This window comes from Psychrobacter sp. TB20-MNA-CIBAN-0197 (assembly GCF_040309765.1).
GTDB lineage: Bacteria > Pseudomonadota > Gammaproteobacteria > Pseudomonadales > Moraxellaceae > Psychrobacter > Psychrobacter submarinus.
Genome location: NZ_JBEOPC010000012.1, coordinates 23,624 through 48,326, shown reverse-complemented (window position 1 = coordinate 48,326; position 24,703 = coordinate 23,624). Strand labels below are relative to the sequence as shown.

General features: G+C 45.4%; 18 protein-coding genes. 12 read left to right on the top strand and 6 right to left on the bottom strand.

Annotated features, from left to right (window positions below; all coding sequences use genetic code 11):
- The first annotated feature begins 31 nt into the window (after positions 1 to 31).
- From AAEY83_RS05425 to AAEY83_RS05415, 3 genes are read left to right on the top strand one after another with little or no spacing between them, the layout of a single operon-like run.
- Positions 32 to 1,051, top strand: coding sequence for an NADP-dependent oxidoreductase (locus AAEY83_RS05425; RefSeq protein ID WP_037058517.1), 1,020 nt, complete (start codon positions 32 to 34; stop codon positions 1,049 to 1,051).
- 3 nt (positions 1,052 to 1,054) lie between these two features.
- Positions 1,055 to 1,858 carry an SDR family NAD(P)-dependent oxidoreductase gene (locus AAEY83_RS05420; protein ID WP_025643695.1) on the top strand — a complete coding sequence of 268 codons (804 nt, stop codon included), beginning with the start codon at positions 1,055 to 1,057 and terminating at the stop codon, positions 1,856 to 1,858.
- A gap of 33 nt (positions 1,859 to 1,891) precedes the next feature.
- Complete coding sequence (locus tag AAEY83_RS05415; RefSeq protein WP_025643694.1) at positions 1,892 to 2,653, top strand: SDR family oxidoreductase; 762 nt, start codon at positions 1,892 to 1,894, stop codon at positions 2,651 to 2,653.
- 145 nt (positions 2,654 to 2,798) lie between these two features.
- Here the strand turns inward: AAEY83_RS05415 and AAEY83_RS05410 are convergent, their stop codons facing one another.
- Entirely contained in the window at positions 2,799 to 3,995 is a 1,197-nt protein-coding gene (locus AAEY83_RS05410) for an amino acid aminotransferase (protein WP_025643693.1), read from the bottom strand.
- Positions 3,996 to 4,242: 247 nt separating this feature from the next.
- Here AAEY83_RS05410 and AAEY83_RS05405 point away from each other — a divergent pair, with 247 nt between their 5' ends.
- Both AAEY83_RS05405 and rluF read left to right on the top strand, forming a co-directional pair.
- Complete coding sequence (locus tag AAEY83_RS05405; protein WP_025643692.1) at positions 4,243 to 4,956, top strand: DarT1-associated NADAR antitoxin family protein; 714 nt, start codon at positions 4,243 to 4,245, stop codon at positions 4,954 to 4,956.
- Positions 4,957 to 5,198: 242 nt separating this feature from the next.
- Positions 5,199 to 6,179: a 23S rRNA pseudouridine(2604) synthase RluF gene (gene rluF, locus AAEY83_RS05400; RefSeq protein ID WP_025643691.1), complete on the top strand. Its 981-nt coding sequence runs from the start codon at positions 5,199 to 5,201 to the stop codon at positions 6,177 to 6,179.
- A gap of 286 nt (positions 6,180 to 6,465) precedes the next feature.
- On the opposite strand, the gene AAEY83_RS05395 is transcribed toward rluF, so the two are convergent.
- The gene (locus AAEY83_RS05395; protein ID WP_037058515.1) at positions 6,466 to 6,993 is read right to left on the bottom strand and encodes a peroxiredoxin; all 528 of its coding nucleotides are present in this window, start codon (positions 6,991 to 6,993) and stop codon (positions 6,466 to 6,468) included.
- 320 nt (positions 6,994 to 7,313) lie between these two features.
- Between AAEY83_RS05395 and AAEY83_RS05390 the strand changes: the two genes are divergently transcribed.
- Positions 7,314 to 9,500 (top strand): TonB-dependent siderophore receptor, encoded by a 2,187-nt coding sequence (locus AAEY83_RS05390; protein WP_051397451.1) that lies wholly within the window; start codon positions 7,314 to 7,316, stop codon positions 9,498 to 9,500.
- A gap of 135 nt (positions 9,501 to 9,635) precedes the next feature.
- Here the strand turns inward: AAEY83_RS05390 and AAEY83_RS05385 are convergent, their stop codons facing one another.
- Complete coding sequence (locus AAEY83_RS05385) at positions 9,636 to 10,844, bottom strand: SIP domain-containing protein (protein WP_025643685.1); 1,209 nt, start codon at positions 10,842 to 10,844, stop codon at positions 9,636 to 9,638.
- Positions 10,845 to 11,006: 162 nt separating this feature from the next.
- Between AAEY83_RS05385 and AAEY83_RS05380 the strand changes: the two genes are divergently transcribed.
- The 5 genes from AAEY83_RS05380 to AAEY83_RS05360 all read left to right on the top strand — a co-directional run bounded on the left by AAEY83_RS05380 (position 11,007) and on the right by AAEY83_RS05360 (position 19,282).
- On the top strand, positions 11,007 to 11,771 hold the full coding sequence (locus AAEY83_RS05380) for an ABC transporter ATP-binding protein (protein ID WP_025643683.1): 765 nt from the start codon (positions 11,007 to 11,009) through the stop codon (positions 11,769 to 11,771).
- A gap of 66 nt (positions 11,772 to 11,837) precedes the next feature.
- Positions 11,838 to 12,824: a TroA family protein gene (locus tag AAEY83_RS05375; RefSeq protein WP_025643682.1), complete on the top strand. Its 987-nt coding sequence runs from the start codon at positions 11,838 to 11,840 to the stop codon at positions 12,822 to 12,824.
- Complete coding sequence (gene fhuB, locus AAEY83_RS05370) at positions 12,821 to 14,803, top strand: Fe(3+)-hydroxamate ABC transporter permease FhuB (RefSeq protein ID WP_037058513.1); 1,983 nt, start codon at positions 12,821 to 12,823, stop codon at positions 14,801 to 14,803. Before AAEY83_RS05375 ends, fhuB begins: the two co-directional genes overlap by 4 nt.
- Positions 14,804 to 14,868: 65 nt before the next feature.
- A complete protein-coding gene (locus tag AAEY83_RS05365; RefSeq protein ID WP_025643679.1) occupies positions 14,869 to 16,725 on the top strand; it encodes an ATP-binding cassette domain-containing protein in 1,857 nt (618 codons plus the stop codon).
- Positions 16,726 to 16,900: 175 nt separating this feature from the next.
- The gene (locus AAEY83_RS05360; RefSeq protein ID WP_025643678.1) at positions 16,901 to 19,282 is read left to right on the top strand and encodes a TonB-dependent receptor; all 2,382 of its coding nucleotides are present in this window, start codon (positions 16,901 to 16,903) and stop codon (positions 19,280 to 19,282) included.
- Positions 19,283 to 19,460: 178 nt separating this feature from the next.
- On the opposite strand, the gene AAEY83_RS05355 is transcribed toward AAEY83_RS05360, so the two are convergent.
- The gene (locus AAEY83_RS05355; RefSeq protein ID WP_025643677.1) at positions 19,461 to 21,785 is read right to left on the bottom strand and encodes a TonB-dependent receptor; all 2,325 of its coding nucleotides are present in this window, start codon (positions 21,783 to 21,785) and stop codon (positions 19,461 to 19,463) included.
- A 608-nt stretch (positions 21,786 to 22,393) separates the two neighbouring features.
- On the opposite strand from AAEY83_RS05355, the gene AAEY83_RS05350 reads away from it, so the two are divergent.
- Positions 22,394 to 22,672 carry a peptidylprolyl isomerase gene (locus AAEY83_RS05350; protein WP_025643676.1) on the top strand — a complete coding sequence of 93 codons (279 nt, stop codon included), beginning with the start codon at positions 22,394 to 22,396 and terminating at the stop codon, positions 22,670 to 22,672.
- Positions 22,673 to 22,971: 299 nt separating this feature from the next.
- Here the strand turns inward: AAEY83_RS05350 and AAEY83_RS05345 are convergent, their stop codons facing one another.
- Together AAEY83_RS05345 and AAEY83_RS05340 are read right to left on the bottom strand one after the other, a co-directional pair.
- The gene (locus AAEY83_RS05345; RefSeq protein ID WP_025643675.1) at positions 22,972 to 23,427 is read right to left on the bottom strand and encodes an acetyl-CoA carboxylase biotin carboxyl carrier protein; all 456 of its coding nucleotides are present in this window, start codon (positions 23,425 to 23,427) and stop codon (positions 22,972 to 22,974) included.
- Positions 23,428 to 23,480: 53 nt separating this feature from the next.
- Entirely contained in the window at positions 23,481 to 24,668 is a 1,188-nt protein-coding gene (locus AAEY83_RS05340; RefSeq protein WP_025643672.1) for an NRAMP family divalent metal transporter, read from the bottom strand.
- Positions 24,669 to 24,703: the final 35 nt, after the last annotated feature.

Genomic DNA, 24,703 nt, shown 5'->3' with positions numbered 1-24,703 from the left:
CGAACACAAAATTAATTTAAAGGAATAAATAATGACAGCTGAAAATACACCGATCAATAAGCAGTGGCGACTCAAAGAGAGACCGACAGGCAAACCGAGCCGCGATACTTGGGACTATACCGAGACCGAAGTACCTAGTATTGGTGATGGCGAGATCTTAATTAGAATTGATTATATCTCTATTGATCCTGCGATGCGCGGTTGGTTAAACGATGCCAAATCCTACATTGAGCCGGTGCAAATAGGCGATGTCATGCGTGCTGGTACGGTTGGCGAAGTCATCGAAAGTAATAACGACAAATTCAACGTTGGTGATTTCGTCTCTGGTCATAACGGTGTGCAGTCCTATGCGGTCAGTGATGGCAAGGGTTTGTATAAGGTCGATCCGAATCTAGCGCCGCTGCCTTATTATCTTGGCGTGCTCGGTATGCCAGGAATGACTGGCTATTTCGGTCTGCTAAAGACCGGCGAGCCCAAAGCTGGCGAGACGGTAGTGGTCTCAGGAGCGGCGGGAGCTGTCGGCGGCCTAGTTGGACAAATCGCCAAAATCAAAGGCTGCCGTGTCGTTGGTATCGCCGGTGGTCCTGAGAAATGTCAGTTTTTGATTGATGAGTTAGGCTTCGATGCCGCGGTCGATTACAAAAACGAGAACGTCAAAAAAGCGCTTCAGCAAGCATGTCCTGACGGCGTTGATGTATATTTCGATAACGTCGGTGGTGAGATTCTAGATGACGTCTTAACTCAAATTAATGTCCATGCGCGTATTGTGATTTGCGGTGCGATTAGTCAGTATAATAATACGACAGCGGTCAAAGGCCCTGCCAACTATCTATCTTTGCTGGTCAATCGCGCGCGTATGGAAGGCATCGTCGTGTTTGATAATATCAAAGAGTACCCGGTAGCGATGAAAGATATCGCCGGCTGGATTCAAGCAGGAGATATCACGGTAAAAGATCATATCGTCAAAGGGATTGAGACGTTCCCAGAGACGCTAATGATGTTATTTAATGGTGAAAACTTTGGCAAACTTATTTTACAAGTAAAGGAATAACTGATGACTAGCAATGGACTTGCAGCAAACAATTTAAGCAACCTACCTGCCTCAAACGTTGCAGGCAAACGCATTTTGATTACGGGCGGCGCCTCCGGCATTGGTGCGGCGAGCGCTAAGTTATTAGCCAGTCGCGGCGCAAAGGTCGTGATCGGCGATAGAAACGAAGAGCTTGGTGATAGCGTCTATAAAGAAGCGCTAGAGGCCAATCATAGCATTACCTTTAGACGAGTCGATGTCACCGATGGTGATGATGTTCGCGCGCTATTTAAGTTCGCTATGAGCGAGCTTGGTGGCCTTGATGTGGTCATTAATAATGCCGGTATCGACCATGCACCCAAACCGATGCATGAGCTGAGCGATGACGATTTTGATAAAAATATCGCGGTGAATCTCAAAGGCGTTTGGCACTGTATGCGAGCGGCAGTTGCTTGCTTAGCGCCTAATGGCGGCGGCCATGTGATCAATGTGGCCTCTATCGCAGGCTTGCGCTCTGCGCCATTATTATCTGCTTATAGTGCAGCTAAGCATGGCGTTATGGGGCTCACAAAGTCAGCGGCTCACGAGTATGCTCGCGCAAACATTCGCTTCAATGCCGTGTGCCCAAGCTTCATTGATACACCGATGGTACAGAACACCATGGCAAAAATGGATGAGCGTGCTCAGCAGGCCACTATTAAAGCCAGTCCGCTGCGCCGCTTAGGTCAAGTAGAAGAAATCTCAGGCGCTATCGCTTGGCTTGCCAGCGATGAGAGCAGCTTTATGAATGGTCATGCCTTTACTTTAGATGGTGGTATGTTAGCGTAATCATTAGATATTTAAGAATATTATGGAGGAGTAATGAAAGATTTATTTGATTTAACAGGGAAGATTGCCTTAGTTACAGGCGCGAGTCGCGGTATTGGCGAATCTATTGCGCGCTTGCTGGCATCACGCGGTGCGCACGTTATCGTTTCAAGCCGTAAGATTGACGCTTGCCAAGCGGTTGCTGATAGTATTGTAGAGAACGGCGATAAAGCCAGTGCTTATGCTTGTCACGTCGGCGAGATGGATCAGATTGATGCCATCTTTGAGCACATCAAAAGCGAATTTGGTCAAATCGATATCTTAGTCAATAATGCCGCGGCCAACCCTTATTATGGCCATATCTTAGATACTGATTTGGGCGCATTTAAAAAGACTGTCGATGTCAATATTCGTGGTTATTTCTTTATGTCTATTGCAGCGGGCAAAATGATGAAAGAGCAGGGCGGCGGCGTTATTTTAAACACCGCCTCGGTCAACGGCATTGTCGCTGGTGACAAGCAAGGCATCTATTCAATTACCAAAGCTGCTGTTATCAGCATGACTAAATCGTTTGCCAAAGAATGTGGCCCGTTCAATATCCGTGTCAACGCTTTATTACCAGGCCTTACTGATACCAAATTTGCCTCAGCACTGACGTCAAATGATAAAGTATTAAATATGGCACTACATGCGATTCCGCTAGGGCGCGTGGCCGACCCTGATGAGATGGCAGGCACCGTATTGTACTTAGTGTCAGACGCGTCGAGTTATACTACTGGCGCTTGTGTGCTCGTGGATGGTGGTATGCTTGCGTAATCATTACCTTTTTTAAAATTAATTAGCAATTGATTTTAAATAGACTGAAAATGAAAGAGGACAGAATATAGTTATTCTGTCCTTTTTTTAATTAATGATGTGATTAATGTAATTAAAGCGATAAGCTGTTCTGACCGCTCAACTTTTAATTTGTGAGCACCGACGCGATCGACTCAGCGACGTAGTCGACATTATTGACATTAAGACCTGCCATACACATCCGCGAGTTGGACACCAAATAAACCCCAAACTCATTTTGCAAACGCTCAATCTGCGCCGCTGTAAGACCAGTAAAGCTGAACATGCCTTTTTGCCGAGTCAAATAGTCAAAATTATGCTCAGGCAGCTTAGCCTCTAATACCGATTTAAGCTTTAAGCGCATTGCTTGGATACGATCGCGCATCCCATAGACCTCGCTTACCCATTGCTGCTGTAGCTCTTCATCATTCATCACGATGTCGACCACATGACCACCGTGCGAAGGCGGGCTGGTATAGATACGGCGCACGGTGTAGTTGAGCTGCCCGAACACACGCTCAGTCTCATCGCTAGTGGGGCAAACTACAGAGAGACCGCCAACACGTTCACCATATAGTGATAGGTTTTTGGAGAACGAGTTACTAACGAATACCGGCAGACCCATATCAGCCGCTTTGCGTATAGCATAAGCGTCTTGCTCCATATCTTCGCCAAAGCCTTGATAAGCAATGTCCATAAAGGGAATAAGCTGGCGCTGTTTGATAATATCCAATACCTTATCCCATTGCTCAGTAGATAGATCCATACCTGTCGGGTTGTGGCAGCAAGGATGCATAAGCACTACGTCATACGGGTTTAGTTGGTCAATAAAATCGAGCATTGCTTCAAACTTTAGGCGACTAGTAGCGTTATCATAATAAGGGTAGCTGCCCACTTCGATATCACAGCCTGCAAAGATAGCAATATGATTACTCCAAGTTGGGTCACTGACGTAGCATTTAGACTGCGGAAACCATTCTCGAATAAACTCAGCGCCGACCTTGAGCGCGCCTGAACCGCCAAGGGTAGCAATAGTCGCCACCCGCTTCTGTGCTAATATTTTAGAGTCTTGACCGAAGAGTAGGTTTTGACAAGCGACCCGATGCCCGAGCAATCCTGCCATCGGCAGATAGGGGCGCGGGGTGACCGGATTGGCGATCATGCGCTCAGCCGTCTTGACGCATTCAAGCACCGGTAGCTTACCAGCTTCATCGTAATAGACGCCGATGCCTAAATTGACTTTATGCGGATTACTATCAGCGACGAACTTATCCATCAAGCTTAAAATAGGATCGCCAGGGTAGTAGTCGATATGTGCAAACATAATACTTTCTCTTATCAATAAACCATCAAAAAGCATAAGCCAGAACTGCAGTTAACTCAATACTGAATTTGGCTGACGACCGCTTTAATTAAATCAAGAGGCTAACAGGCTAACAGGCTCAGGATAACAATAAACGTTGGCCTTGTAGAGAGGTTGAAGGTTATATCACCCGCGAGTCGTTATCAAAGCCAATATCAACTCAACTCTTGCTATAATGCCTATCGAAATCGAATAAAGACTATAAACCATGCCACAAAATCAAAACGCTGTAGAACAAAGACCGGTATTTATGCCCAGAGTCAATAGTGACAACCTAGTCAAAACAGATATGGTTCGCTTTGAGCGCCATGTCGGATTTGCCAGCCGTCAAAAGAAAAAATCTATCAACGACTTGCATCAGGTCATCCGTAAAAAATACGGCTTTAATAATGTTTTAGAGCTATCAAGTAAATCGGGCAATAAGTTAAGTTTCTTAGTCAGCCCACTCAGTTTGCAGCTCACTGATGAGCACAGTGGCGGGCAATATAGCGTGGAGAATATCTTTCAGGCGAGTAAGGTGTTTGAGCGCGGTGGCCCCTTTACTGACCTGCTTGATGCGCCGCCAAGACAAGCCAAAAAAGATGAGCGCTTACACCATTCAGGTCAGCTTATTGGTTACAATGACTCTGAGATGGAGTGGAATTTAGAGCCGCTAACCATGTTTTATGATTGGCTATACGTCAACGCGCTTAAACAAAATACACAGCTCCATAGCGAGGTAATGCAGTATCAAGCCTTTACCGATATCACCTTCAATCCCAAAAAGTCTATTCACAGCGCCGCTTATGCTTTAGCGCTATTTGTGGCACTAAACAAACGAGATTTGCTCGATAATATAGAAGACCCGATAGCCTTTTATGATTTATGTGAGGGCTTTAAAGTGAGTAATACCGAGCACCTTTTGCAGAGCGGTTGGTTCTAATCGTTAGATGATCGCTACATCTACTGCTCATTCGTATAGGTTTGAGACTTTAAAAGCATCAATAAGATATTTTAAAGTCATTCTGGTTAACCCTATAATGGATACAGGCTGCTCGAAATAAAACTAATACTCAATTTCCTATATAATAAAATCAACTCAGTTCTACTCATACATTACGACTCATTCATTTGATATAAGCTTTCTTGGCAATAAAAGCTTTTCATCAGCTAAAACGGTGCTCTATGTTCAATAACTCGACTCGCTTAAATAAATACATCAGAGAAAGTGGTATCTGCTCTCGTAGAGATGCGGACCGCTTTATTGAGCAAGGCAACGTATATATCAATGGCAAGCGGGCTCAAATCGGCGATCAAGTGATGCCTGGAGACACAGTAAAAGTCAACGGACAGCTCATTGAGCCGCAAGACGCTGATGACTTTGTATTTATTGCACTCAATAAGCCAGTTGGTATCGTGAGTACGACGGAAAAAGCTGAAAAAAATAACATCGTGGATTTTGTCAGACATGGGATACGTATCTTTCCTATTGGCCGTTTGGATAAAGACTCGCAAGGTTTGATATTTTTGACCAGCAATGGTGATTTGGTCAATAAGGTATTACGGGCCGGTAATAACCACGAAAAAGAGTATTTAGTAACAGTAAACAAGCCAATCACTGAGAGCTTTATTAAGGGTATGGCAGGCGGGGTACCGATTTTGGGACAAATGACCAAAAAATGCCCAGTGTCTAAAGTAGCGCCCACGGTGTTCAACATTACTTTAGTGCAAGGTCTAAACCGTCAAATCCGCCGTATGTGTGAGCATTTTGGCTATGAAGTCGTCAAGCTTGAGCGTACGCGGATTATGAATGTCAATCTCAAGGGTCTTGCTATTGGAGACTGGCGCGACTTGACCCAAAAAGAGATGTCCGTTTTACTTAAGTCGATAGAAGGCTCTGCGTCAGAGGACAGTAACGCTTCTAAGAGGTCTGCTAATACACGCCGCAAAAAATCTAATAATAATCGCTCTTCACAATCAAAAGGTACAAACGATAACAGTAATCGCTCCAAGAATGGCACTAAAACTCCAGCGCCTTCTAAAGGCGGTCGCCCTTTTGGACGTGGTAAGGCTACCGGCGGTAAGAGTTCTGGCGGTAATGGTAAGCGACCTACTAAAGGCAGAGGGGGCAAAGGGGGTAGAGGTTCGAAGCGTTCCTCTAAATGATAGAGTCAGTTGAAGATAAAAATGTTATGAATCTATTAAACGCGCTACTGGAATGCTCTTTTTAAAACATAAGTTGCGCAGCATCGAAGGAACGCAGCACGCCAGTAAAATTTATACCAGTAGCGCTATAACACTTTTAAAATGAATGGACTATAGCGTCAGACACGTACATATCATTTAAAAAAACGATTTAACACAACGCAAAAAAATCCTCACTACTTGTCAATGAGTTGTGAGGATTTTTTTTGAGCTATCTTTGAATGATTGTAATACCAGTCAGTAGATATTAGGCGTTGCTCTTTAGATACTCTAACATGGTGTCAGCATCTGATACTTCGAACGGGTCTATTGGGCAGTTGTCACCGAAGTTAGGTTCTTTGAACACCTTTTTGATTTCTTTATTATCGACATACATCGAATAACGCCATGAGCGCATGCCAAAGCCAAGATTGCTCTTATCTACTAGCATGCCCATTTTACGAGTGAACTCACCATTACCATCAGGTAGCAAGAAGACGTTTTCACGGTTTTGCTTGAGACCCCATTGATACATGACAAAGGCATCATTGACAGAAACGCAAACGATTTCATCTACGCCAAGCGCCTTAAACTCCTCATATAGCTCTTCATAACGCGGTAGATGGCTGGTCGAACACGTAGGCGTAAAGGCGCCAGGTAGTGAGAACACGACCACTTTTTTATTAGCGAATAACTCATCCGTGGTCAGGTCATACCAAGTGAAGGGGTTATCACCGCCGATAGACTCATCACGAACACGAGTTTTGAACGTTACGTCAGGTACATGGCTAATCATTATTTTCTCCTATTTGGGGTGTGATCTTTATGGTTTTAATAGTGCATCGATATGATAGTAGTTATTGCAACTTATAAGCAAATTTTTAAGGTTGTAATATGGTTTGAATACTCGTGGTCTATTGTTAACGGTGACTCATTCGAATAAAACTCAGCCATGCTATACACTTTAAATTTATAAATAGTAACGATTATCATTTACAAATGAGAATGTTTATTATATATTCTATCTGCTTTGTTACTCTATGTAGAGTCGATAACGATCTAGTAGCATCTCCATAGTTGCTATTTTCTTTTTCAAAACCAAACGAAGAATATCTTATGCCTAAACCTTCTCACAAGAAACCTTTAGTAAAAGCGATACAGCTCAGTTTTTTAATGAGTATCAGTTATCAAGCCTATGCCGCGACTGATCTTAACGATATGAGTAATGATATTAGTGAACCCGGCACCTCAGCGCAAACCACTGTGCCTAGTACCACTTTAGAGGATATTACCGTCTACGCAGACAGCTATCGCACGACTGGCACCAAGACCGCCTTAGACCCTGAAGATGCGCCTATGAGCTATACCCGCATCGATCAGGACCTTTTACAAAAGCGCCAAGCGGATAGTGTCAATGCTGCTCTACGCTATGAACCAGGTGTGAGCACTGAGAGTCGTGGCACGGTCTCTATCTTTGACGAGTACAACATTCGTGGATTTAAAACCTACTCAAACTTTTATGATGGACTGAGGCTGCCCTACGATGGCGCTTGGAATCTGATGCCACAAGTCGATGTCTATGCGACTGAAGCGGTCGAAGTGGTGAAAGGGCCAGCGTCCTCGCTATACGGCTATGCTTCACCGGGCGGCATGGTCAACCAAGTCGCCAAAGCCCCTAAAAGCACTCAAGAAAATGAAGTACAGCTACGACTGGGTAATCAAAATCTAAAAGAAGTGGCCGTCGATAGTACGGGGCCTATCACAGACACCTTGAACTATCGCTTAGTCGCGCTAAAACGCCAAAAAGATGGTCAGATGCAGACCACAGAAGAAGAGCGATTGTTGATTAACCCTTCGCTTGAATGGCAGGCGACGGATGATGTCTCAATACTTGCCAACTTGTTTTATCAAGATGATCCAGAGATGGTACCTTCTACTCCATTGCCTGCTGTCGGCACCGTCTACAAGGCAAGCTATGGCAAATTGGGTAGCGATGCTTATGCAGGTGATGAATGGAATAAATTTAGCAAAGAAGTATTCATGCCAAGCGTCACCGTAAACTGGGACATCAATGATAAGTTAACGTTTAAACATATCACGCGCTATACCGATGCCGAAGCGCAGCAACGCAATATGTATAATAGAGGGTTTGTAGAAGGTAGTGACACGGTTCTCAATCGCGTGGCCTATACCACGGATGAGAACATGAATAACTGGACCACAGACAATCAACTGGCCTATACATTCGATACTGCCAGTACCTCACATAACCTATTGTTTGGTGCTGAGTATCAAGAGACAGATAGCAATGCAGTTTATTATGATGCGGGCGCAAATGGTACGCCAAACCTTGACCTGTCTAATCCAGACTTCTCACAGATCAATACGGCTACGCTACCGCTGGATACCTATCGTCAGACACAAGATATCGAACAAAGCCAGCTTGGATTTTATGTGCAAGACGAAATGAAGTGGCAGGATTTAACCGTTGTCGCCGGACTACGTCACGACAACTTCGAGAGTACGACTAAGCAAACTGACGCCTCTCAAGGTGCCGTTTATAATAATGAGACGTTTGGTAATGATGCATCAGAGACAAGTGGCCGTTTCGCTGCTATTTATGATTTTGACAATGGCTTATCACCATTTTTCAGCTATTCAGAGTCATTCCAGCCCGTTGTTGGTAGCAACTTTATTACCAATAAACCCTTTGAACCGACAACAGCTGATCAGCTCGAAGCTGGCGTCAAATATCTATCACCAGACCGTGCTACCAAAGGAACGCTAGCCGTATTCGATATCACACAGCAAAATATCATCGTCACCAACCCCGCTGACTATCGACAGAAAGTTCAAACGGGTGAGATTGAGTCAAAAGGCGTTGAGGTATCAGGCAGTCGCATGCTCAATGACTGGGTAGATCTCGCGGCAAGCTACAGCTACACCGATGCTGAAATCACAGAAGATGAGTTCAACCCTGACGTGGTCGGCAACACCCCTGCCCAAACGGCTAAGCACAAAGCCACGCTATGGGCCGACTACTATGCGACAGACAAACTCACTCTCAATGCTGGCATTCGCTACGAAGACGGCATACAGATTGACAAGCAAAACTCAGATGAGCTACCAAGCGTGACGTTGGTCGATATTGGCGGTAATTATCAGATCAACCCAATGCTCGCTGTCGGCGCGAGTATCAATAATCTGTTTGATAAGACCTATGTTGGTGCTTGTTATGATACTGAGAACTGCTGGATGGGGCCTGAGCGTCAAATGAGTGTGAGTGCGACGGCTAAGTTTTAAACTTTAGGTTTCGATATTTTGTTACTGCTACTAACAATAAACCCTGCTGTGTAAATAGCAGGGTTTCATTGCTGATGGTTAAAGGTAAGTGGTTAAAGAGACTATTTTTAATCATGCTCTAGTCGTGTTTTGGTTTTAGTCATGACGCCAATAGACTTTTACCACCATATCACTTCGCTCCAGATGCAATCTGTTTTTGAGCCGTTTACGCAAGGCTTTGGCTGTACTCGCTTCTAATGCACCCCAAACCTTGTCGATGACTAAAGGCTGCTGAGCTAAATAATCGCCAAGCTTATTATCGATAAGCGTCGCCAAATCAGCACCTGCGTTTGTTTTAGCGGTCACTATAGGCACAATCGTAAAATTGCTTTTAACCTCAGAGTTTCGTTTCACCTCATCAAAATAAGCTTGGTCGCCTGTGTCCCCGGTGATACAAAGTACCAGTGGCGGCAAAGGGTTGTCCCAAAGCTCAAGCAGGCGCGCCACTGTCGGTATTGAGGTCTCATCGGCAATAAGTAACGCTTGTCCTTCTTGCAAATGCTCAATTTTTTCGGGGACTTCACGCTTGGTCAGTACGGTATCGCCTGCTTGTAGCGACTTGGCCCAAACACCGCCTGAAGTGTCACCATGCAAAAACACATCGACCCATGCGTGTCTACCCGTATCTGTCTGCCATGCTTTTCTGAGCGTGTAATAGCAGTGTGGTCGCGGTGTCTTTATGTTATCCCTCTTCTGACTATCCTGAATATTATGTTCCAAGTCGAACAAATAAGCATAACCTGGCTCATTAATGGGCATAGGGCTTGAATTGGATTGGTTAGCGGCAGCAGTGTCAGCATCGTTATCTGCATTTTTAGAAGTGCTGGAATCAGGAAGGCTAAGCTCAAGGCGGAGCATGTTTTTGCTTACCATAGTACTGCTCTGCACGCTAAATACCTGCTTGGTCAGCTTAATGGTTTTTTTGCCAAGCTTTTTATCGACTCGTTGTTTGAGCAAAATATACTGAGTTTGTAAGTCTTCAAGCTGGGTAATAGAGGTGGTAAACGGAATAAAGATGAGCTGATTTTGCGAGACTTGCTTTTGTGATGTAGTAGAGCGATTGTCTAAAGGTTTAGGCTGAGCTTGTAGAGCGAAGCCTTCGGCATAAATAGCGCTTAGCTGTAGGTTGAGCTTATCAAGCTCAGCTTTGGAGCGGTCAGTAACAACACTAGCAAAAGCAATGAGCTCATCGAGATGCTCTTCGTTAAGATGAGTGATGATATCAGTCAGTTCAGGCACCTGTATCGGGGTGTACGGCTCTTGAGGAGAACGGTTGTCTTTAGAAGCTGCAAAGGAATTAACCATAGAATACTCACGTATAAAAAATTACCAGTACGTTAATGATAATTGTTTTTGTTATCATTTACGAGTAAAATCGTTTTTTATTGGTTTTGATGACGACTTTAAATAACCAAGCTGAGCAAACCCAGATAGATATTATATTTTTCATTGATAACGAGTGCTTCTATGTTACGAGCTAATAATCTGACCATCAATCGCCAAGGCAATACCTTACTCAATAATGTGGACTGTGAGATTGCCACTAAGCAACTGGTGGCGCTAGTAGGGCATAACGGCTCAGGCAAATCGACGTTGATTAAAGCGTTGGCAGGTGAGATGGCAAGTAGCAGCGGGAGTGTGACCTTAGATGGACGCTCTATCAGCGATTACGGTAGTAAGGAGCTGGCACAGCATATGGCTTATTTGCCGCAGCAACTGCCTGAAGCCGCTGGGTTTACGGTACGTGAGCTGGTGATGCTCGGGCGTTATCCGCATCAAAAGTGGCTGCAAAAACCCAATCAAAAGGATAAAGATAAAGTGGCTGAGGCGTTAAGAGTTACCCAAACCGAAGCGTTCGCTGATCGTATTACCGCGACGCTTTCAGGGGGCGAGCGGGCACGGGCGTGGCTGGCAATGTGCTTGGCACAAGATAGCCGCTACCTACTGCTCGATGAGCCATTAGCGGCGCTCGATATGCACTATCAGCTTGAGGTCATTGGGCTGATTCGGCGTCTAGTCGATGAGCAGGGTCTAAGCGTGGTGATTATCGTACACGATATTAATCTCGCAGCGCAGTATGCCGACCGTATTATTGCGCTCAAAAACAGCCATGTCTGTCACAAAGGTGATATTGCCAGCACCATGCAACCTGACATTCTGCGCAATATCTTTAATGTCGAGATGCAACTGCTTGACCATCCTATTACTGGGCAGCCGGTGGCAGTGGCTTAAGTCTGACACGTTTTGCCTTTTATCTATCGTACTTATTTCTTCTGACCCCTAATAAGATAGGCTGTTATGTTCTCTATTCTGCACGCTTCTCGATATACTAAACCTGCTAAATATATCTTAAAGCCTTGTCTTCTAATAGCTCTAGCCGTCAGTACTATACTGAGTGCCTGTAATAATCAAGCAGCCGAGCAAGATACTGAAATAAAGGCGCAAACACAAACGTCTTTAGCGCATTCTAACTCCAAAATAAATATCGTCTCGCCTGACTGGGGTAATGCTGCCACTTTAATAGCGATGGGTTATGCTCCTATTGCCACCGGTGATGTCAGAGTTTGGCATAAATGGGTTGGCACGCCTAAGCTGCCGCTTACTATTACTGATTTAGGTATTCGTTACCTGCCCAATGCCGAGCTGGTCGCACAGTTGCCCGTAGACCTAGTAGTGGATAATTTCTTTTATGAGCACGCGCGAAACCTGTATGGCGATGTGCCAGCTGAGTCTGTTATGTCTGCTGCGAAAGGTGATACCGCCGTTTGGGAGGATTATACTGAGCCGACACGTAAGCTTGGCGCGCTGATTGAAGAGCCGCAGCTGGCTGAGGATTATATCGTCAAGAGCCGCCAAGATATCGCGACTGCCAGCGAGCAATTACAACAGCGCTATCCTGATGTCGAAAAGTTTGCAGTGGTACAGTTTGCCGACGCCAATAACCTGCGCATGTATGTCGCCAATAGTCTATTTGAACCGGCCCTTAAGCAAATGGATAAAGAGCTTGTCGTGTTGGACGAAGGTAATCAATGGGGCTTTGTGCCACTACGTATGGGGGATTTGGCGCAGTTAGATGACGAGGTGTGCTTATTAATCGTTCATCCCTTGAGTCCGATAACGCGGGCTGAGATTGAGGATAGCTTAGTTTGGCAGCGTTTGGGCTACGGCAACACCCGCTGCATGGGCGAGCTACCGCCGGTGTGGATATATGGCGGGATGTCGTCACTGGTGAGCTTAGCGGATAATCTAGCAAACGTAACATTAAACGGCGGGGCTGCCTCATGAATAAGACGACGTCATGGCGGCTTTGGGTAGCACTTGCCCTTCTTATGGTTTTATCCTTATGGAGTAGTTGGACACTTATAGCGCAAGAGTGGACGCGGCCTATCGGCGATCTGTTTATGCCAAGCTTGCAGCTCGATATTACCAGTATGGCGACCCAGCTGCACCTTGTCGCTACCAGTATCGTAGCGCTCTTGGCAGGAGGACTGCTAGGGGTAGTCAGTATCCTACTGCAGCAACTGGTCAAAAACCCGTTAGCCTCTGATACTACCTTAGGCGTCGGGGTGGGGGCGCAATTGGCGATGCTGATTGTGACGCTATTTGTGCCCAGCCTTGCTATTTATGGCGGGGTTTACGTCGCCTTTGTCGGGGCGCTGATCAGTATGGGGCTAGTCTTTGCTTTAGCGGCGCCCAGCCGCTTTAATCCACTAATTTTAATATTAGCAGGCTTGGTCGTCAATATTTTACTGGCTGCTGTAGCAAATGTGCTGGTGTTATTTTTTGCTGCGCGTAGTAATGGGATTTTATCGTGGGCGGCTGGGTTTTTGGCACAAAACAGCTGGCATACTAGCGTCGTATTGGCAATCACTGCCGCCGTGATGACGCTGGTGTGTCTGCCATTATTAAAGCCGCTAACCCTTATGAGCTTAGACGATGGTCAAGCCAAGCGCTTAGGTGTACCGATTAATGGTATTCGCGCGCTGGTGGTACTGGTTGTGGCAATAGTGACCGCCTTGGTAATCAGTGAAGTGGGGCTGATTAGCTTTATTGGCCTTGGTGCGGCAAGTCTTGTCAATGCACTGGGTATCTCGTCAATAGCTAAGCGTTTAATCGCCGCCTTTGGTCTAGGGGCGCTACTGTTATGGCTCACCAGTAATATTGCTTTGTTGCTTGAGCCGTTACTCGATATGCAGATACCAGCGGGCGCGATGACGGGTATATTGGGCGCGCCCTTGATTATCTGGTTGATATTGCGCCAACGCCGTGAGCGTATAGAGGCGGTGACGCCGATGCTCGCAGGCACGCGCAAACCAGTGGCGTATGGGAGCTGGGCAGCAGGCATGGTTATTATTATCACGTTGGCATGTCTGTTCGTACAAGATATCAGCGGCTGGGGGCTGAGCACTGATTGGGCATTAACCGCGCAATACCGCCTTCCGCGTAGTCTAAGTGCGGCGGCGACGGGGCTAATGTTGGCTGTCGCAGGCGTCCTGTTGCAAACGCTAACGCGTAACCCAATGGCAAGTCCTGAAGTACTCGGGGTCAGCTCAGGAGCAGCGCTTGGCGTTATCTTAGGATTTTTACTCTTGCCTATGCTAGGAGTAACGGCAGGCGCAGGCACGTTACTGCTTTCAGGCTTATCAGGGGCGATAGCGGTGCTGCTTTTAGTGATTTGGCTGGCACGCAAGGTCAGCTCAGGCTATCTATTGCTCGTCGGTATCGGTATTGCGGCAATGATGGATGGGGTCATGCACTTAGTTAAGCTCTCCGGTGACCCGCGCCTGGAGGCGATGCTCAGCTGGCTATCAGGCACGACTTATAGTGCCCAGCCGAGTACCGTTTGGTATCTGATGGCTATTGCGCTTATTTTATTTGCCTTAAGTTTACTGATTATCAAGCCGTTACGTGTATTAGGTCTTGGCACAGGCGTTGCGCGTAATTTAGGTGTGGCAGTGACACCTGTGACTCTGGCGCTACTCATACTGGTGGCAGCACTAAGTACCGCCAGCACTTTAGCCGTCGGGCCACTAAGCTTTGTCGGTCTGATGGTGCCGCATTTAGCCACCTCGCTTGGCGCGGTAAAGCTTGAGCGTCAATTACCGCTAGCGGCTTTGTTAGGGGCAGGAGTCATGGTCATAGCTGATTGGATTGGTCGTTATGTCATCTTCCCTTATGAATTGCCAGCGGGCACGGTAGCAGCCATTATCGGCGGCGCGTATTTCTTATGGCTGATTCGTAAAGTGCCTGCTAGTCACTATTAAGCAATGAATACCTCTGTACTTTTATAGTTAACCATTATTTTTAAGTCGTCTTTAGGAGCTATTTTTTGTCTTACCCCACTGCAAAATCTCTATCTATGCATGCCAATGACGCCTCTAAGCTCACCTTGGGGCAATTATTATGGCGTCAACAGCGTAAAGCCTTATTGACTGTAGTCGTCCTCAACCTGTTGACAGCCGCTGTTGGCATTGGCGTGATTGCTTTTATCAATAGATACTTCTTAGCCGCTAATCCTGATACAAGCGCTTTATTGGCCGGAGCGTCAGGCATTAATGACCGCGCTTGGATGTATACGTCCGCTTTTTTTGCTTTGATTATTTTGCAATTACTGACGACCTTTGTCTCTCAGTTCGCTTTGACCAAACTGGGTCATCGCTTTGTGTATGATTTACGTCGTCAGCTGCTTAAGCGTATTTTAGATACCGATCATGCTCAGCTTGAGAAAGCAGGTAGCGCTAAATTGCTCGCCAGTTTGTCGGATGATATCTTAAACATTACTAGCGCGTTTGTGCGTTTGCCGCAACTGGTACAAGGCACCGTATTAACGCTAGCGGCTATTGTCTATTTATCCTTGATGTCCATTCCGCTGACCATCGTTATGCTGCTATGGCTGACGTTTGTTATCGTAATCGGCATGCTATTGGTTAATAGGGTCTATGCAAACTTGTTACAGATTCGTGGTTTGCAAGATAGTCTATACCAAGATTATGAAACGGCTATATTTGGGCATAAAGAGCTCATGCTCAATCGTCATCGTAGCCGTCAGTTTTATGAGACAAAGTTTGATCATCATGCTGATGACTATCGTCAAAAAATTGTTTTATCCGATACTTACCATCTATCGGCATTAAATTGGTCAAACATTATGATGTTTGCCGCGATAGGTATTTTATTTATATTAGCGACTGCCTTTAACTGGGCCAATCAAGCTACCGTCACTTCATTTGCGCTAACCTTATTATTTATTCAATCACCTCTGCTAGCCGCGGTTGGCGCTTATCCAACGTTACAGACGGCCAGTGTCGCACTTAACAAAATCGTCTCCTTAAACTTGGCAGTATATCGAGCCGACTTTGCTACCAGCGATATCGATAAACTATTAAATTGGCAGCGTATTGAGTTAAGAGAGGTTGGTTATCACTATCCTACTGCTGAACCTACTACAGTAGATACAGCAGAGGCTAGTCCTATTGTCAGCAGTAACATAAATGAGGTGGCAAGAGCGCTTGGCGCTGATAAGTCTGATCATGTCGCACAAGGATTTGGTCTTTATGATATTAACTTGACTTTAAATCGAGGCGAGGTGGTGTTTTTGATTGGTGCTAATGGTAGTGGTAAATCGACTTTAGCCAAACTGTTAGTCGGACTATATAAACCTGATGTTGGTCAAGTCTTGCTTGATGGACAAGTACTGACAGCGACCGATTACACGGACTATCAGCAGCACTTTGCCGCCATCTTTGGGGATGGCTATTTATTTGACTGGCTACAAGGGCAAGGCGATAGCCTGCCTGATGAAGCTATAGTTGCTGATTGGTTAGCGCGACTACAGCTGTCCGATAAGCTCTCGATAGCAGAAGGTACATTATCAAATACTAACTTGTCACAAGGGCAGCGCAAAAGACTGGCGTTGTTACTCGTCATCGCAGAGAGCAAGCCAATATTTTTGCTTGATGAATGGGCGGCAGATCAAGATCCGGTCTACCGCCAGACTTTTTATGAGCAAATCATCCCAAACCTCAAACAGATGGGCAAAACCTTATTCATTATTAGCCATGATGATCGCTATTTTAAGCACGCTGATCGTTTACTACAAATGCATAATGGCAAGCTTGTTGAACTCGACAGTAATGAGCGTCTGCACGCCAGCCAAGATGCAGTAGCGCATTTACATTCGTTATAGTTTAGCCGCAGTGAAGAAACGAGCCAAGAGATAATCAACTTCAAATATACAAAGGTGTAAATAACTATAGAAATGTAAATAGTTATCATTTACAATATTATTAACAAAACTACTATGTTCTGTATCAGAGCTTAAATAAAGCTCATTCCACTATCATTTGATGAAGTGAACTTCAATGAAAAATCATGCTCCTCTTGCGTTATCCTTGCTAACGTTTTGTATCAGCCAACAACTCTACGCTGCACAGGCTGATGTTAACGCTTCAATACCAAATACTTTAGCCACAGAGTCTATAAGCGCTACCGTCGTTGATGAGCCAAGCGTCACTTTAGATGCTATTACAGTTAGTGCCAACGCCAGAACAGGAACCGCTTTGGCACAAAAAATTAGCGAGATGCCAGCGGTTACCCAAGTCATTAGTGAAAAGGAGATTGAAAGGCAGGCTACGGGGGATCGTACCATTGGTGATATTTTAGCGCAGCTCGTACCAAGCCTAGGCGCCAGCAGTGGTTCAACCAGTAATTATGGCACGACGATGCATGGTCGCCCAGTACAGTTTTTACTTAACGGAGTGCCGCTATCAGCGTCGCGCAGTTTGTCGCGTGAGCTTAACAGTATCGATCCCGCCCAGCTTGAGCGGGTAGAGGTGCTCTCAGGTGCGACAAGTATTTATGGGGCAGGAGCGGCGGGCGGTCTTATCAATCTAGTCACCAAGTCTATGCTTGGTTATGGGCCGCTAAGACAAACGCGCATCGGCGTGAGCGCTAGCCGTGAGTTTGAGTCCGACTCCCTAGGCTATCATGTCGGGCAAACTTTAGGGTATGGCGGTGAGCGCGTTTATGGACGCTTGGATGTGGACTTTGATAGTAAAGGCGGTAAGTTTGATAGCCACAATCGTCGTATCAGTCCTGATGTCAACCAAACGGACCAGCAAGATACTGACGCTTTGAGTGTCAATGCCAGCTTAGGTATGGCACTTACCGACACGCAAACCGTTGATCTAGCCGTTACTTACTATAATGACGAGCAAGATACTGACTATGGTCCAGACTACGGTAATAATTTGCAAGTTTTGCTTGCGCCAAATGCTGCGCCGCCATCACTACAAGCTATTGATGGCGCTGATATCCAGCACGAGCCTTATACCACGAAGACTTCAGTGAACCTAAATTATAATAATAGTGATATCTTAGGCTCTAATTTGAGCATTACCGGCTACTACCGCGATGAACAAGGCCGCTTTTATCCTTCTGGTAAAGACTTCACCACACAAGCGGGAGAGGTCTGGGTGGCTAATGGTCTTACCGATGAGAATACGCTAAGACAGTTACTAGGCGGGGCAGTTGCGGTTACCCAGTCAGAAGCGGATATCGAAGTGATAGGGCTGCGCGCAGCTATGCAGACCGAAGCCGAGATTAACGGTAAGCAGGCCCTATTTAGTTATGGCGCTGATTTTGAGCGCGAAGAGAGCGAGCAAACCTACTACGGGCAAGATTTAAATACATTTATTGCTAGTAACGGTCTTACTTCACGTAATAGCGGCACCACTTATAACGGTGGACCTGAGACTACTATCGATAAGTGGGGCGTGTTTGCTAATGCTGATGTCGATGTGACTGATAAGTGGCATGCTAGCGCTGGCGTACGTTATCAAAAGCTTAAAGCCAATACCGAGGGTTTTATACCTATCTATGAGCAGCTATTAGAGGACTATTTTAATGACCCGCGCATCAGTCCAGTAGGCGATGCTTACGGTATTGACTATCAAGCTGGCCGCGTAGAAGAGGGCGATACGGACCATGACAAAACCCTATTTAACCTCGGTACCAGCTATCAGCTCACTCCAAACGACCAAATATTTGCTAATTTCTCACAAGGCTTTACCACTGCTGATATTCAGCGCGCACTGCGGGATGTACGCGCAGGATTCGTGGTTGATTCAAATAACGTCCAACCGATTGAGATTAATAATTACGAGCTGGGCTGGCAAGGTAAGCGCGGCAATACTGCTGGCAAGCTAAGTGCCTTTTATAACGACTCAGATAAGACCGTACGCTTTACCGATAACTATACGGTAGAGGTCGTCGATACTGACGAGCGCGTATACGGTGTTGAGGGATCGTTAGTGCAGCAGATTAGCGATCAATGGCAAGTAGGCGGCAGTATTGCTTATACTCGCGGTCAGTATAAAAAAGATGGCGACTGGCTTGAGCTGGATGCTGTACGCATAACGCCTTTAAAAGGCACAGCGTTTGCGCAGTACAACTTTGATGGTGGTAGCAATATTCGCTTGCAAGCGCTAGCCATTGGCGGCGATGATAAAGCTTTTAAAGACCAACAACAAGATCCAAATGCGAGCGCTCAGCCTATCGAAGGTTACGCCACTGTTGATCTGTTGGGTCAGGTGCAACTGCCTGTCGGTAAAGTAGGGTATGGTATCTATAACTTGCTAAATAAAGACTATAAAACGGTCTATCACCAAACCACTTATGGCGATCTAAACCGTCTGCCTGCTTCAGGGACAACTTACGGCTTGAGCTATACGATTGATTATTAACATGCTGACAAGCTCAGTATTTTGTAGTCACATACTACTGCCTGTCTAAAAGGTTAAAAGTATAGATTTGCTGTAGCACAATAGCAAAAAGACGTCTAATATTAAAAAAGCCCTTTAAACATAGTTTAAAGGGCTTTTGCTTCATTTGGATAGATGATCTAAAGTCATCATAGCAGGATTAAAACCTGTGGGTATAGCCAACCGTGTACGTACGTCCTAAACCTTTATAATCAAAAGCAGAGTCAGGTGCCGCTTGACCATAAAACACCTGCGCTTGTTGTCCCCAGATAGTGGTATATTCTTTATCCAGTAAGTTTTGCACGCCGATACTAAAATCCCCTGAAGGTAAATAATAGGTATAGTCCAGATCAACGGTCGTATAACCATCAAGCTCCTGGGTGCTATCGGTACTGGCATTGTAGCCTGAGACATCGCGCATCATGTTGGCTTGTAGTTTTACGGACTGCATCTCATCCTCCCAGCGAGTCCATAACGAATATTTGCTAGGGCTGGTATCGGTGACGACGGTATCTTTATAATCGCCATCGACCTCAGTTTCGCTCTCGATCCAATGCCCCAGTCCGCCTACACTGACGTTATCATTGATAAAATAATCGCCTTTTAGCTCAACCCCATACACGCGCTTTTTATTATCGCTTTGAGTGATTAATAGCGTTTGGCGGTCGTAATCGATACTACCATCAGACACACTATAATAGCCCGTTAATTGGCCTGCAAAATTGGTGGTATTAAACGAAGTACCTAGCTCATAACTGTCCGTTTTGATGCCGTCAAGCTTAGTACCTGAGACATTAGAGCCATTGACTAGCTCATAGTAGTTATCAGCATTTTTAACATACTGACCTTGACCATAAAACTTAGCAGGATCAGGTAGCTCAAATCCTTGCGAGAAGTTGGCGAAATAGCGACGGTTACTCGTCGGCTTATAGTTTAGCCCGACATTAAATAAGCTAATATTGTAGTCGTTACTGCCGCCCGGTATCGCATCACCGCCAGCGGCCAGACCCAAAGCAGTCTCAGTCTGCACTCTATCAGCGACAAAATCATCGATTTCATTATCTAAACGCTGATAGCGATAGCCTGCCGTAGCAGTAAGCGTATCGGAAAAGTCATAATCACCTTGTAAAAATCCGGCGATAGAATCGACTTTAGTTCCTGGGTAGCGTCCGACGATTGCAAACTCCTCATTGACTAGGCCACCTGTCGCTACGCTGGTACGCGGGTCAAAGATCATCTTATTACTGTCAAGATCATCTCGGTAGCCGTCGATACCGTAAGTCAGTTTTAGCTTATCTGTCCAGTCTTTAGATAACGCCAAACGAGCTGAGGTTACATCAGTAGATTGCTCAGAGGCGGCAAAGTATCTACCGTAATAAAACGGGATAAAACTAAGCTCTTCTGTGCGGTGGGAGAGCTGTGCGTAGACATCATGACCGAATAGATCTTGGTGATGATAATTAGCATTGTACTGCTGACGCTTAGTTTCGGCTTGCCGATCGCTCTTAAAACCATCGCTGATAGTAATATCTAGAGGAGCACCTTGCAGAGCCTCAGCCAAATTGAACTTAAGGCCATTATCTGTATCTTGTTCGCTATTATAATACTGCGCTGATACATCTAGCGTTTGGTTATTATCAATTTGCCATTGGGTACTGGCGAGCACATCAACGGTTTCGTTATCTTGCAAAGAGCCTTGAGTAATATCAGGAACGATAAGCCGGCCTTTACCATCAAAAAAGGAGCCTGTTTGTTCATAAGTTACTGCTAGATTACCTGTTAGCTCCTCTGTACCGCCGCCGATAGAAACATGGCCTTTATAAGAGATATCGTCTTCGTCCTGAAAGCCTGAGGTCGCCTGAATCGCTGTATTGATTTGCGATGCACCGGCTTGCCCTTTTTTGGTTTTAATATTAATAATACCGCCTGTCGCGCCGCCGCCATAAACCGCTGATGCGCCAGAGAGCACTTCAATACTGGCGATGTTTTCCATACTAATAGAATCAAGATATCGGCTGATGGCCCGTGACGAATTGAGCGATACGCCATCAATCATCACTTGCATATCGCGCCCACGTAGGTTTTGCCCCGCGTTAGTACGACCGCCGCTACCAAAGTCTAAAGAGGGCACTTCTTGAGCAATAAAATCACCTAAGCGCTTACCGGTACGTGCCGCCTCATCCACTTGAGCCTCATCGATATACCACACTGTCGCTGGAATATCAGAGATAGCTGTTGGCGTTTGATTGGCGACAACCACAATAGGGTCTAAGGTCGTACTAGGCTCGTCTGTTAGGGTCTGCTGCATACTAGTAGTATTTGGCGGCGTCACTGCTGCTACAGCTGGAGTGAGCTGAAGCATAGCGCTAGCAGCGGCGTATAGTGGCAGCTTTTTGGTACGAGAGACGGCCAAGATAGCGCGGTTAAGTCTAGTAAAAGAAGGGTTGCAGCTAGATGGGGCAGCAGAGTTATCAGATAAAAACATAGAATGTCCAATATAAATGATGGAATTTGTAAACGATAATGGTTATTGTTAATAATACCTTTATCATTATACACAGTCTACAGAATTCTTAATGATGAAGTTAAGTTGAGGCGGGTTTATCGTAAGTATTTGAGTTGTTCTTATGTCATAACGTTCAAACTTATTTATGACTGAACCTACCTAAAAAATACGAAGGGAGTAATGTAAGTGAGCAGCACCGCTAATACCTTTGACAACAGTAATTGCGTTGTCATCTATTCCGATTGGGTCTGTTCTTTTTGCTTGCTGGTAGAGCAGGTACTATCTGAGGCAGTCTTTTCAGAGCACAATCCAAGAAAATTACATTTCTATCAAAAAAGCGAAAGAGGACTCCACCCGACATTAGGGTGGAGGTGAATTTCGCAGCACTGGCTAACCTCGCTGGTTCTGTATAGATGACGCAACATACCATGGGAAAGACTAAGTATATCCGTACTCTGGGTAGTCAAGATAAGCTGTTGTTACGCACTGTCAGAAAACCCAGACAACTAAGCTGTCTGGGTTTTTTTTCAGACTCATAAGTAGTGATATAATGCCGTGATAATTAATACTTTATAAAGGGTAACGTCATGGCTCGTACTGCTAGCGCATTACACATTTTAGTAAAAGACAAAGAGCTGGCGGAGGATATTATCGCTAAGCTGAAAAAGGGTGTCCAGTTTGATGTGTTAGCTAAGAAACACTCAACCTGCCCATCAGCTAAAAAAGGTGGCAGCTTAGGTGAATTTAAAAAAGGCCAAATGGTAGGGCCCTTTGATAAAGTCTGCTTCAACGGTGAGCTGTTTACCCCGCATTTAGTGAAAACCAAGTTTGGTTGGCATGTGGTGAAAGTGCTCTACAGAACGTAAGATTAGCGCTAGTAGTGACGGTCTTTGTCTTATAGGCTTTTATTATCCAAGCTAAGTGTGGTCGCATAGCAATGAAAAAAACAACGCCCATCAAGGGCGCTGTTTTTATAACAGTAAAATGAGTGGTTAAGGACGGTGATGATGAGGGGATACTATACGGACATTTTTTACGCTGTCAATATCTATCAATAAAATATTAGAAGCTAAGCTTGCTGGTAGAGGGTTTAGACAGTTCAGTAGGTTACAACCCGTCAATAGCTAGTTATCTAACCTATTTATTACACATGACTTGTTACTCTTTATTCAGTTAATTGCAAAATCGGCTGACCATATTCTACGACTTGGCTTTCTTCAACTAAAATCTCATTAACCGTGCCGGCTTTATCGCTAGTAACGGGTAGCAGTTTCGTCAATACTTCAACAAACCCAATGGTTTGACCTATCTCAATTGCATCACCTTTTTGTACCACATTATCCGTCGCGCCATCGGCACTTAAGCGCATATAGCCAACGTGAGGAGAGCGTACTTGTAAAGCCTCTTGGTCTTGGGCATTGTTATTTTTTGCCTTAAGAGAGGAATTAGTATTGTCGCCTGCCTCGATTGATGATGAGTCTATAGGATTTCGAACAGAGCTTTTAGCGGTACGAGAACCATTAACCACACTAATAGATTGATCGTTATCCTCAATGGTTATTTGATACACCTGACTTGCTTCTGTCAGTTTTACTAAGCGATCAACGGCAGCGATATCCATAATATTATCCTTATCTACTATATCTACTATTTAAAATCAGTTAACTCATACCCCTAACTAATACCTAAGTACTGAGCAATAGTCATCGCACTAAGCACACTCATAGCCACAGCGATAACCCAGCCAAACGCGGCGATCCAAATGGGATGTTTGTAATTACCGATGATATTCTTTCTATAAGCGGCGATCAGGATAATCACCATTGCTATTGGGAGTACCAAACCGTTCAATGTACCGACCAGCACCAGCACTTGCGCCGGCTTACCGATAGTGGCAAAAACTAGGGTGGAGATGACGATAAAACCAATGATAAAAAAGCGCTTATATTCTTCGATAAAGGGGTGAAAATTGGTCATAAAAGACACTGAGGTATAAGCGGCGCCAATGACTGAGGTCACAGATGCCGCCCAAATGACGATACCAAAGATGATTTTACCGACGTTACCTAAGATATATTGAAAAGGTGACATCGCAGGATTGGTTGGGTCTAACGCGTAACCTTGTGAGACCACGCCCAAGACGGCGAGGAATAAAAACACCCGAACGATAGAGGCAATTAAAATACCTGAGACCGAACTTCTCGTCACCGAGTCAAGATTCTCTTCACCGCTGACCCCCGCTTCTAATAATCGATGCGCGCCTGAAAAGGTAATATAACCGCCGACCGTGCCGCCGACTAGAGTGACGATAGCCACCGCGTCGATCTTATCGGGCATAATGGTTTTGGTAGCGGCTTCAGCTAACGGCGGATCAGATTTAAACACCACATAAATGATAAGTATGATCAAGATAAATCCCATCAGCTGGGCAAATCTATCCATAATAGGCCCGGTCTCTCGGCCTAAAAAGATGGCGACCGCGATAACCCCGCTAATGAGCGCGCCGGTAATGGGAGAGATGTTAAACACCGACTCCATGCCTAGCCCCGCGCCGCCAATATTACCGATGTTAAAGGCCAGACCGCCAGCGACAATCAAAAAAGATAGCAAATAGCCCACGCCCGGGAACACTAAGTTGGCAATCTCTTGCGCGCGTTTTTTGGAGACAGCGACCACGCGCCAAACGTTAAGCTGTACCCCAATATCCATAATAATAGAGATTAAAATCACAAAACCGAAGCTTGCCAGCAAGCTTTCGGTGAAAGTAGCGGTTTGGGTCAAAAACCCGGGCCCTACCGCTGAGGTTGCCATCAAAAAGGCCGCGCCCAAAATGGCGGTATTGTGTTTTTTTATGGTGCTCATAAACGTCCTTGTTTAGGTTTTTTATTATATGTTGA